5 protein-coding genes and 1 pseudogene are annotated in these 12,390 nt (G+C 33.4%); 2 read left to right on the forward strand and 4 right to left on the reverse strand.

Annotated features, from left to right (window positions below):
• Positions 1–197 (forward strand): annotated as a pseudogene (locus ACZIYX_RS19565) (hypothetical protein); the annotation flags it as partial.
• Positions 198–356: 159 nt separating this feature from the next.
• On the forward strand, positions 357–2,543 hold the full coding sequence (locus tag ACZIYX_RS19570; RefSeq protein ID WP_462683952.1) for a T9SS type A sorting domain-containing protein: 2,187 nt from the start codon (positions 357–359) through the stop codon (positions 2,541–2,543).
• Positions 2,544–3,460: 917 nt separating this feature from the next.
• Here the strand turns inward: ACZIYX_RS19570 and ACZIYX_RS19575 are convergent.
• The 4 genes from ACZIYX_RS19575 to ACZIYX_RS19590 form a co-directional block, all read right to left on the reverse strand.
• Complete coding sequence (locus tag ACZIYX_RS19575) at positions 3,461–4,078, reverse strand: response regulator (protein WP_462683953.1); 618 nt, start codon at positions 4,076–4,078, stop codon at positions 3,461–3,463.
• An 8-nt stretch (positions 4,079–4,086) separates the two neighbouring features.
• The gene (locus ACZIYX_RS19580) at positions 4,087–6,903 is read right to left on the reverse strand and encodes a ligand-binding sensor domain-containing protein (protein ID WP_462683954.1); all 2,817 of its coding nucleotides are present in this window, start codon (positions 6,901–6,903) and stop codon (positions 4,087–4,089) included.
• A 281-nt stretch (positions 6,904–7,184) separates the two neighbouring features.
• A complete protein-coding gene (locus tag ACZIYX_RS19585) occupies positions 7,185–9,536 on the reverse strand; it encodes a transglycosylase domain-containing protein (RefSeq protein ID WP_462683955.1) in 2,352 nt (783 codons plus the stop codon).
• Positions 9,536–12,376: an Npt1/Npt2 family nucleotide transporter gene (locus ACZIYX_RS19590; RefSeq protein ID WP_462683956.1), complete on the reverse strand. Its 2,841-nt coding sequence runs from the start codon at positions 12,374–12,376 to the stop codon at positions 9,536–9,538. The genes ACZIYX_RS19585 and ACZIYX_RS19590 overlap by 1 nt, the downstream gene beginning before the upstream one ends.
• Between the last annotated feature and the right edge of the window lie 14 nt (positions 12,377–12,390).

Consider the following 12,390-nt stretch of genomic DNA (forward strand, 5'->3'; position numbering starts at 1 on the left):
TAGAAGAAGTGGAAAGTTTTATCAAAGAACATAAGCACCTGCCAGAAATTGCCAGTGAAGCAGAGATGATCAAAAATGATGTTAATGTAGGGACATTCCAGATCCAGTTATTACAAAAGATAGAAGAGTTGACATTGTATACCATTGAACAGGAAAAGCGTATTCGTTTATTAGAAGCCAAACTTGCTAAGAAATAGAACAGTTTTGACATATACGTTTTTAAACAGGCGATAACCTTTTGTTTAATACGTTAATTAAATCTGTCTGATTACATAAGAAGATAAAATTGTATTTAAAAAAAATAAATGATGAGATATTTAATTCTATTTTACGTTATATTGCTCAGCATACCTTGCATGGCGCAAATACCAAAGGATGGAGATTATTCAAATTGGAACTGGGAAAATCAGGATCAAAATAACTGGCAAAGAGAGTTGAGTGCCGGAGAGCCGGATAACGATGGGATAAATGATGGATGGGCTAATATCAAGCCTCCATTTTTATCAACTTCCGTAAGAGTTGGTGAGATTGTCGATGTCTATGAAACCAAAGATTATACGAAAGAAAAAGGCTGGGGATTGATATGGGCTAATTTTAATAGTATATACCCTTATTTTATTCTGTACAATAGGCATAAAAGTATCGTAAGAGCATTTTTTTACTTAGATGGGAGTGATACCTATAGTCATATTTTAGGGAATCTATCATTTCACGATTCTAATAATCCTGGAATATTAGCAGGGGGAGATGATGGATCTTGGGCTACAGATAAATATATTAATGGAGAACAAAATGGTAAAAATGATCAATTATCTGTAATAATTCCCAATGTAGGTTTGCAATCATGGTGCTCCGCAGATTTCCCGATCATGTTTGATAATAATATAGAACACTCTAAATATGATAACAAAAAATGGGTGTTTCTTTTTTATGGGGTGGATAATTATTCAATTACTTTATCCGGAACAGGTGTTACTGCTCCGAATGATTTGCAGCATAGTATAAGTGGAGGAAATGTATCATCCGGTCAATTTTCAGTTAAACATGGAAAATTTCATAAGCAATTGAAAACTACTAGCGAGCTATTAGATCAGATGAAAGCATCTACAAAGAATATTGATAATACTTCAGCTAAATTTTTACAGAATTATAAATCAACTGTGAGTAATTTAAATAATGTAGCCCAATTATTTAATGCGGCCGTAGGAATTTCAGCTGGGGCAGGAGCGGTACTTGGTTTTTTTAATTTAATTACAGGTTCTTTTGATGATAAAAATTCTACAAAACCTCAAGCAGTTACACAATATCTCAATATAGAAGGGACTATGGATATTAAAAAAACTTTAGGCGGTACAACTATTAAAATACCGGGGGTTAAGGGACCTATGTTTCCTCCGGTTGCATGGAATCCCTATAATTGTTCTGTTGGTTCTATTAATTTGAAGAAAACACCAACCGTGAAAGTAACTAAAATATATGGTAGATATGGTTGTATTGATAATCAATACAAACCGACTCGACCAAGATATATTGAAGGGTATGAAGGGAACTATAGAAAATATAAATTTGATGAAGATGTTGAGTTAGTTTTAAATGAACTAGATGGTATGAATTTAATAGACATCCATTTTGCTATTGTATGCAAGTCAACAGGAACAGGAAAAAGGGGTTATTCTGTAGAAGATAGGTTTATTGCTGGATACGAGCATTCTAATATTTTAGGTCAAACTGTAACAAGAAATGTTATAAATCCTGTTTATGAAGAATTAGATAGTGGGAGATTTATAATCCATAAGTTTGATAAAGAAGCAAAAGAGGTTGTTTTTGGAACTCCATATATTAAAATGAATGATTTTAAAGGAATAACATTTGAGTTACCAGAAGATACAGATGTTAAGATAAGAATGTTAGCAAAGTTTAGCTCTAAATACTACGAAAAACCAGTCATATTTCAAACAGACTATCGATTTGACATTATAGAAGAAAAACCAAATAAAGGTAAATTATTTTGTAATGATGAGCAATCCAATTTTTTATATTCTGATTACTATAAAGATATTGAATCGTTTAAAAGTTTAGGACCAGGAACGTACTCTTCAACATATACAGCAAAGGATATAGAGCTAAAATCAGGTTTTATCGGTACTTCTGGCTTTATTGCAAATGCTATGGATATATACCCAAGTAATGGAAATACAATAATCCAAAACATGAATTTCAATTGTTCAAATGATCCATCTAGTGGGCGTATTGGAAATTTTGCGGACATGAAAATAGAAATGACAGAACAGAAATCTGATAAAATCAGTGAAAAAGTTAAGGTTTTTCCAAATCCTAGCTCTGGGCATTTTTATATAAAGTCTAATAAGGATTACCCTCTTAAGTATATAAAAGTCTATGATTTGGATGGAAAAGTTGTTTGTAATAAACCTGTAGACTCAACAGAATCCGAGTTTGAAATATCAAATTATCCTCCGGGGATGTATATTCTTAAATTGATTTATGAAAACAACGTTAGGGTATACAAAATAGTTAAACAATAATTTTTTTGAATAAATAAACACTAAGTAAAAGGTGGTTTTTAAAAATTAGTAGCTAATATTTGAGTATAATAAATTACCCTTTTGGGTAGAACTCCTTATATGAATTTTTAATTTTGATGATGAGCTCGATACAGTATCGAGCTCATTACATTTTAATCTGGGTTAAAGCAAAGATATTTTTATTAGGGCTTAAGATGTAGTATATATCCCGATCCGCAAAGTCTCCTGACTTAGCGGTATAATCAAAGTAGGGTTATAAAAGCAAAGAACCAGTTACAGGGATGTAGCTGGTTTTTTTATTGTTTTATGATGAGTATGCTTGTCTAGTCTTAGCATCCCTTAACAAAGCATCTGGGTTATAAAGGATAGCTTGTTTATCTTGTTCAGACAGGTCACGCTGCTATTTACCAAGGTTGGGCTAAGTGCCGTACGTCTGCGCGCAACATTTTTTAATGACGAAACCTTCCACAACACTTGCGCAGGGTATCCAAAGTGTTAAAAGTGGCTTTACATTGGTTGCGGAAGCAATCTATACCACAACAATTGCCTTTACATTACTTGCGGACGCGATCGTTGCACCAACAATCGGCTTTACATCACTTGCGGACGCTCTTGTTGTATGCACGAGACCTTCCGCAAGTGTTGCAGAGGCAATCTATCCGACTACAAACGGCTATATTGTGTTATTTATAAGTTGGTTATGTGTTTTTTGTTCAAAATCGGGGCTGCGGGGCTATTTTGTATAAATAATGGCAAGGTCGAGGAATTTTAAGACCATGGCCTTATCCTCATTGTCCATATCCTGTATAGCTTAGAAAAGCTTCAAAAGTTACTTATACTTATAGCATCACCACTCAATAAAATATCGGCAGAAACACCAAGCAACAATTAAACTCAGGCTCTTAGGCATAAAAAAACTATTCCATTTGTTTCTGCCTGATCAGGTCTATGATCTCATTCCTGCTGCTAACATGTAGTTTTTCGTAAATGTTCTTTACATGGTATTTTATGGTATTTGTACTTACCTCTAGTTGATCTGCTATAGAAGCATAACTTTTTCCGTTGGACAATAAAACCAATACTTCGTTCTCTTTGGGGGTCAGGTTATCAAATTTTACTTGCTGAAACGATTTTACAACCATCCTGGCAATACTTATGCTCATAGGGGCTCCTCCTTGTTCTGCTTGGGATAAAGCCTCTAATAGCTTTTTCTCACCACTACTTTTGGTTACATAACCAATAGCCCCCGCACAAAGTGCCCTAAAAACATATTTTGAGTTTTCGTGTACAGAAACTACAATAATATTTACATTATGTAGTATAGATTTTATTTTTGAGATCCCTTCAATACCGTTCATGCCCGGTAATGTAATATCAATCAGTACATAATCAGGATCTATTTCTTCAATATTAAGGATGGCATCCTCGCAATTGGTATACTTTCCTACTACTTTAAATTGCGTAGAGGTATTGATTATTTTTGCATACGAGTCCAATAATACCTGATAATCTTCAATAATAATTACTTTTTTCATGACCTGGTTTATTTTAGGGTTCCTTTAAATGTTATTTTAGTCCCATTTATAGATTCTATGGTAAGGGTTCCATCAATTTTTTTTGCACGGCTGTGCATATTGGTGATTCCGTTTTTTCGTTTTAATTTTTGGGTATCAAACCCTTTTCCAAAATCCTGAAAAGATATACTAAGTTCCTCTTTTACTATAACAACATTCAGCGTTGCCAAGGAAGTTTTAGAATGTTTTAATGTGTTGGTCATGGCTTCTTTAAAAAGCAATAAGAGTTGCCTGCTCCAGTAAAAAGGAAGGGGCTGAGCATCGGTAACTTTATTATCGACCAAAAATTTGATACCGGTGTTGGCAAAAAGTTCTTCCCCAAACTCGGTAAGGTAGATAATAAGCTCATTAACATTATCGTTTTTTGCATCTATACTCCAGATAAAATCCCTAACCCCATGGTACAGGTCGGTGGCATCATTGCGTATTCTTTGAAGCAATTTATAGGACTCGGGGTCCTTCTTTTTTAACTCCTTGTTGGCTAAAATAACCGAGGTAACCATATTGATCCCAGCTAGTTTATTGCCCAGTTCATCATGAAAATCCTTGGCGATATTTTCTCTGGAATTATCCAGCTCTACCGTTAATTGCATGTTTTTGGTAAGGACACTGTACAAAAAGGCATTTCGCTGGTTAACCGTTCTTATCCTTAACAAAAGAAACCCTCCTGCAACTATGCCTGTACTAATATAAAACCAAATAGACTTGTACCAGGGAGGTGTTATGCTAAACAAGTGGTTTTTTGAGTATACCCATTCGCTTTTGGCATTTCTTACCCTAAAATGAACGATATGGTTTTTGTACCCGTACTCTTTAAAATCTATAGTGTTTTCTGTAAAATTTTTCCAGTGGTCGTTGTTAAGTTTATATTGTTTTACTATTTGCAACCCAGAAAAGTCAATAGCGTTTGCCCGAAAAGAATTTTTGGATACGGGTTTCACCAATAATCTGGGAGGGCTTTCTGGGGTAAACCCTTTTTGGTTGTTAATGACGTATACTCCTTTATTGGTTCCGATATGGATTTTGTGATCAGAACTTTCATATATTTTATTAACCGAAAAAGAAGAATCCCCGTGATGGCTATCCGATATCTTATATATTTCATTGTTATAATACAGTAAAACACTGTTTTGGGTCCCTATCCACAGGTTTTTGTTATGATCTACCAACAAAGTGTTGATATGGTTTGAAGACAGGGATGATGGGATATCAAATTTGGTGATTTTATGATTTTTATCAATACTATTGAGACCATTTATGGTACCTGCAAAAAAATGATTTCCGTTAAAAGCAATAGAGGTTACATTGGTATTGGAGAGTCCTTGTTGAGCCGTTATTTTTTGAGTTAGTTTAGAAAAATCTTTATTATATATATAGATACCATTATTGGTAGCAATCCAGTAGTGGTCGTTATGAAAATAAATTTCTTTTATATACACACTTGACTCCAGATCGATTTTGGTTTGACGAGTATCATTTTTATATATTAGTAATCGATTCCTAATATAAAGCAGGTAATAGTTGTTAAAATCAATCCTGTTGGTTTCTATTTGAGAGATTGGGATTTGTTGGCTGATGATATTTATTTTTTCACCAAACCCCATGTTTATATATATGGTGTCATTAGTATTGGTATATTTTGTGCCGAATGCAATAAAAGCATCATCTTTTTTTGAAAGGATCAAAGGTTCTATATCTCCTGATGCGGATCTTTTGTAAAGGGATTTTAGGGACAAGTACAGCAGGTCTTTATTTTTATATTCTGTAATATCTATAATGGTATTAGAGTTAAAAGTTTTATTACAAAAATTAAGGGACTGCTTTTTGATATAAAAAAGGCCATTACCAAAAGTGCTTATCCATATATTGCCATTGTGATCCAGAATGGCATCGCTGGTAAGCGCAGAAAGAGGAATAACCTCTATAGGTGTTTTGAGATCATTTGGATGAAAAATATATACGGTATCTTTATTGGTCTCTATATTTTCGGTAATATAAACCTTGTAATCGCCTGTTCTAAGAACCCTTTTAAGCCTTAACTTATTTTTCTTGCCCCAAAAATCCAGGGTATGTTTTTTTAATATATATGTATCGTTAAACAAATACTCTTCATTATCTGTAATTGCAATAAGGTTATCCCCAAAGGGTATGATATCATTGATCTTTTTGGTAGTAAAAAAAGGGAATTTTTTTTGAATGTTTTTGCTCTCTGGCTGTATGTTGTACACCCCTGTCAGTCCATCTTTAGAAACGTTGTTTCCCCCAAAAAGCAATACCTTATCTTTAACTTTTTTGATAGAAAAAAAAATATTTTCTACAGGCTTTTGGATCTGTTTATTGATGTACCATCTTTCGGTATTATATTGGCCTTTATTTTTTGAAAGTAAATAAATCCCCCGACCAAACGAAGCAACCCAATATCCCTTATGATCGATAATCTGGTTGATTTTTAAAAATGCAGACGACTTTATGGGGTATATAGAGTCATTTTGCAAGATTTGAACCCCTCCTCCCCAGGTAGCCAATGCATATTTTGATTTTTCGACTTCGGTAATATCAATTACATAATTATTGGGCAATCCGTTCGAAATGTTGTATGTAGAAAACTTTTGCCCATCAAATTTTAAAAGACCATTGTCTGTACAAACCCACATATATCCATTACTGTCCTGAAATAGTTGGTACAGGCTATCATGGGGCAACCCATTGGCTGTAGTATAATGCGTTACTTTAAATTGGGCATGTACAACAAATATCGAACAGAAAAAAAATAATACCCTGATCATTTTCAAGCTAGAATAAAAACAGGGTAAATATAAAAATATATAAAATGGCAAAGGCTACCTTTTTTGGGTAGGAAATAGTTTATGTACCAAATTGTACTAGTTTTTACGTTTGTCTTTTTCTTTTTCCGAAAACTTTAGGTTTTTTGATACATAAAGCAGGTTAAAGGATATCGGGCAAAATATTTTGGTATAATACCTGTTAAGCTAAACCCAAGTATATTTATTTATGCAACATATTTTTTAAAAGATGGAGAAAATAATACTATCATTAGAAGGCTAAATCAGTTTAACGGCAGGTGTAAAGAATCTTTTACGGTTTTAAGGCTATCGGTTGCTATAGAATCCACTTCTATATTTTTTATAGATAACAGAGAATCTTTAATTTTTAATTGCTGTATATAAGTAGTGTCATTTTTATAAAATGTGTATGCTTCTTGTGCAGGAAGGTCACTAAATGCGGGACAAGGAAAATATGGGATATCATATTCAAAATTAGACAGTATTGGTTTTTTCCAACTACTTAAACTTTTAAAAACCGAAGCAACAATAGGCATTGCAGTATTAGCACCAGATCCCATATACGTATTTGCAAAATGAACCCTCTTATCTTGTGTGCCAACCCATGCAGCAACTACAATTTCTGGAGAACATCCAATAAACCAGCCATCCCCATTGTTTTGGGTGGTTCCTGTTTTACCAATAATGTTAAAGGGGATTTCATAATTTTTAAACCCTGCTCCCGTACCTTCTGTTAACACTCCTTCCATCATTTTTTGAAGTTTTACAATGTTTTGTTTAGAAGCGACCCTTCCTTTATAGTTGGGTTTTGCTTCATACAAGATGGTTCCATCGTGGTTTTCAATTTTTTCTATGGTATATGGGGTAACAGCAGTCCCACCATTAGATATACCGGCATAGGCAGTAGCCATTTCTATAAGGCTTATATCTGCGGTTCCCAATACTATCGAAGGAACTTGTGGGATATCTGAAATAATGCCCATTTTTTTTGCCAGGTTTATAACTCTTTTGGTTCCGGTTTTGAGCTGTACAGACACAGATACTGTATTTACAGAATGAGTTAATGCTCCTTGCATGCTATAACTTCCGCCATATTTGTTATTAGCATTTTTTGGCTTCCAGTTTTCATATTCTGTGTAAGTTCTATAAGCATTGTCAAAATAATCACAGGGGTCCAGTCCATTTTCAAGGGCAGCCAGATAGGTGACAGGTTTAAAAGTAGATCCAACTTGTTTTTGTGTTTGTATATTATCGGTTTGAGAAAAACCATAATCGATACCACCAAGATATCCCATTATTTTTCCATTATGGCTGTTCATAACAATTATGCCTGTATGCAACCTTATAATAGCGTTTATTATTGAATCTTGCAGGGATTGTGGTTTTAATACATATCCTTTGCCCGTCTCCCAGTATTTTCTTAATGTTTTTTTATGGATAAACTGTGTGATTTCTTCTTTGTTTTTTCCTTGTTTTAGTAATGCTTTTACTTGCCCGTGATTTTCTATTAGTTTTTTGACAAGGGAGTCTTTACCTCCTGTTGTGGTAGCACTGTTCCAGTTTTTATTCATCATATCTTGTAATCGTTCTATTTGCCGGATCATTGCTTTTTCTATATATTTTTGAACATAAGGATTTATAGAGGTATATACTTTTAACCCATCTTTATCCAGATCATAAACATATCCGCTTTTTGCAGGATTGGCAATAGCCCATTTGTCAAATTCTGTTTTTACATATTCTTTGTAATAAGAAGCCAAAGAAGAAATTTTTTGTGGTGGTTGGTATTTTATGACCAAAGGAGTTTTGGCAGTATCATAATCTGTTTGGGTAATATAACTATATTTTAACATTTGTTGCATAACCGTATTACGGCGCTGTTCTGCACGATCTTTGTTTTTTCTGGGGTTGTAGTAGGTAGGAGCTTTCAAAACCCCTATTAAAGCAGCACTTTCTGCCAAGGTTAGTTCTTTAGGGGTTTTACTAAAAAAACGCATAGCGGCCTTTTCTATTCCGTAGATATTTTCGCCAAAAGAAACGGTATTAAAATATAATAATATAAGATCTTCTTTGCTGTAAATATTTTCTAGCCTTTTGGCAATTATAATTTCTCGCATTTTGTTGATAGGGGTAGAGAGTATATACTGTTTTTTTCTTCCAAACAGGTTTTTTGCAATTTGTTGTGTTATAGTACTACCACCTCCCGTACTTTTTTGTAGCAAAATAGATTTGATTATTACCCTTGCATAACTTTTGTAGTCTATGCCGTGGTGTGTATAAAACCGTACATCTTCTGTAGATACTAATGCATTTACCAAATGCGGGTTTAATTGTGTACTATCTATATTAGATCTGTTTTGCAAAAAATAACTGCCAATGACTTGCTTGTCACTACCATATATAGTTGATGTTAATGGGTTTTTCAGGTTTTTGAGCTCAGTTTCTTTTGGGATACGGCCAAAAAAACCAATATATGTTAATACAAACAATAATAATACAAAAGAGACTCCTGTAATAAATGTATATCCTAAGGATTTAAAAGGGTGTTTTTTTAAAAACCTCAGCGTTTGTATGGTTTTTAGCTTTGTTTTTTCTATAATAGATTTATAATTCATTATGTAATAGTGTTTTTGGTCATTATATTGGTATATGCTTTTTTGGCAAAATCCTCGATTTTTTTATCATCATTTTGCATTAAAGGAGTAATTAGGGATATGTATTTGTTCTCTCCTTTTTGCTCGATAAGATATAAAACAGCAAGTTTTAGTTTAAGGTCTTTCCCTTTTAAAATTGTTTCAAAGCATTGGTACTCGGTAAATTTGTTTTTACTTATCATTTCAATTACTTCTTCAGAGGAAGTATCCAAAATGGTGGCTTCGATTATAGGTATCAATGTGTTTTTTAAGTTTTGGTTTAGCAAGATGTCCAAAAACTCTATAGCATTAGTTCTTTTTTCTTGTTCTTCACTTATAATACCTTTGTATGCTATCTGCACATCTTTTGGGGCATATTGTAGCTCCAAAAGCTTAAAAATTCGTTCTAATCCTGCGTCTAATCTACGTTCTAGCAGCTCCATTAAGCTTTCTCTGGCATCCATTTCTGTATCAAAAAATTGTTTTTTTAATTTTTTGCGTTTCATATAATGTATAATAACCTGAGTATGCATTGCATAAAGGGTATAGTTGTATAGTTTGCATTCTTCCAGAATAAGGTTGGCTATTTTATTTTTATCAAAGTAGAGGTCTGGTGTTTCAAGTTTTAAGGCAGACAAAGCCCTTACACATTCCAAACGAATGGTCAAGTCCTCTACAGTTTTAAAAATATCAAGAAGCGCATTAACAGATTCCTGATTTTTGAATACAGAGATTACTTGCGGAATAAGTCTTCGCACAGATAGCGGGTGCTGTGCTTGCAGGGTTTTTTGGTGCAAAACGTCTACCATTCCTTTACCATAATGCAATAGCGCAAGTTTTACATCTTCTCTATAAGCCTTGTCATTTAATAATTCGAGTAATTTATCTACAAAAAGGGAGCTCATTGTGTTACCGGCAGCCAGAATAGCATTCTTTTTTATTGAAGCATCAAAGGATTTTAGCCCTTCATAGATATAGGGGTACCCATCTTTATAATCTGCAAAACCTATAACTTTTACAAATTCGATGCTTTCTTTTTTTATAAGCTCATCATCCTGTAAATTATTGATTTGAGAAATTTTAGCGTTTATACGGGCAGAAAACTCGTATTTATATTGTAAAGACGGGTTGTCTCTGGTTTCTTTTGCCAAAGATAGCAGGGCAGCCCTCGAAATATATTTGCTAGGATGGTTAAGGTATGTATCAAAAACAATAGATTCATTAAGATCTGCATGTAGTAGCAAATATTCTAATGCAGCTAATACAACTTCATCATCTTCAATTTTTAGTATATCCTGTACTTCGATGATGATACTATCATTGTCGTTAAGGTAATAAAGGTTTCGCAATGCTTCAGCTTTAACACTGTTTGACGGGTGGTTTAATAGTTTTCTGATAGTTTCGGCAAAACGTTTGTCGTTTATTTCTTTGGTCTTGCTCAACATAAATAATATTTCTTTTTCACTACCATTTTCAAATACATTTTTCATTCCTTTCAAGAAAGAATCTTTTGTTATTTTTTTGATCCTTTTTTGAGATAAAGGAAGCAGGTTTTCCAGGTTTTTTCGAAAAGACAGAAAATATTCTTTTCTTACTTTAAAAACAAAGTATACCCATACCAGAGTTAGTAAAAGGATAAGTAACATGATATATTGTTCTGGTACATGAAGACCTTTGATAAGAAAAATAAGGATACAACCAGCGATTCCTGTTGCCACACTATCTACTACTACATCAATAAAGGATTTGGTTTTCTTTTTTAAGGTATATGGTAAAGGAAGTGCCAGCAGCTCCATAGCAGATTTGTTTATGGATTGTTTTAAGCTACCATCTGTGGCTTTTAATAAAATAACTACCCATAGCTCTGGAAAAATAAAAAACAAAAGGGTTCCTAGGAGGATAAATAATGGCAAAAGAAGCAATGAAAAACCAACTCCCCATACACCAACGATTTTTCGGGTTAAGAACAGTTGTATAAGCAATGAAATCAGGTTAAAAGTAGATAACCAAAATCCGAAAAAAGAAGTTAATTCTTCGCTATCTGTTATTATTTTGGAAGCGATATCACTAAACTGAAAATCTACCAATCTGGCGGTGATTACCCCGATCCCTATAATTATAGAAAGATAGGATAAGTGTTTTGAGCTTTTGATTAATTTAAAAGGACGTTCCTGAAAAGAAGTTATTCTTTTTTTCTGTTTAAAAGTATTTAGTTTTTCTACTTTTTCTTTCCATAAAACAGACAGAACAGGAAAACAGCAAACTAAAAAAAGTGCTGCTATAAATATTAGATTAGCATTACCTATATATGGAGCTAATATGGTAGTGAGGTATCCTCCAAAAATGCCTCCTGTAATTGCTCCTGCTCCTATAAAACCAAATAATCGTTTGGCTTCTCTAACATTAAAAACCAAATTGGCCAATACCCAGAACTGGGAGGTAACAAGTACTGCATATATAGCTACTCCGGCATAAAAGGCATATAAAATCCAACCCGTTATTAATTGAAAATGCAAAAGGAACCCCAGAACAACCAAAGATATAATATAAAATGTAAGTGTAAATTTGATAATGCGTTTTAAAGAAAACCGTTCTGTAGCTTTTGAGTAAAAAAAAGAAGTTACTATAGCACTAATTGCGATCAACAAATATCCCGCGGGTAAACTATCGGCTCCCAGATCAAAAATAAAAAGAGAGTTTATAGTTGGTTTTATAATCAATAAAGTTGCAATAATCAAAAAGATATAGCCTTGCATTAGCAAAGCAGTTTTTATTTCTTCGTCTTTTATATCAAAAATCTTTTTGAAAGTATTTTTTATCATTTAGCTAAAGCCGG

It is taken from the genome of Aquimarina sp. (assembly GCF_977115655.1).

Bases quoted from the DNA above. Each gene is read 5' to 3' on its own strand.
- ACZIYX_RS19570 (WP_462683952.1), top strand. From the start codon at position 357: ATGGCGCAAATACCAAAGGATGGAGATTATTCAAATTGGAACTGGGAA.
- ACZIYX_RS19575 (WP_462683953.1), bottom strand. From the start codon at position 4,078: ATGAAAAAAGTAATTATTATTGAAGATTATCAGGTATTATTGGACTCG.
- ACZIYX_RS19580 (WP_462683954.1), bottom strand. From the start codon at position 6,903: ATGATCAGGGTATTATTTTTTTTCTGTTCGATATTTGTTGTACATGCC.
- ACZIYX_RS19585 (WP_462683955.1), bottom strand. From the start codon at position 9,536: ATGAATTATAAATCTATTATAGAAAAAACAAAGCTAAAAACCATACAA.
- ACZIYX_RS19590 (WP_462683956.1), bottom strand. From the start codon at position 12,376: ATGATAAAAAATACTTTCAAAAAGATTTTTGATATAAAAGACGAAGAA.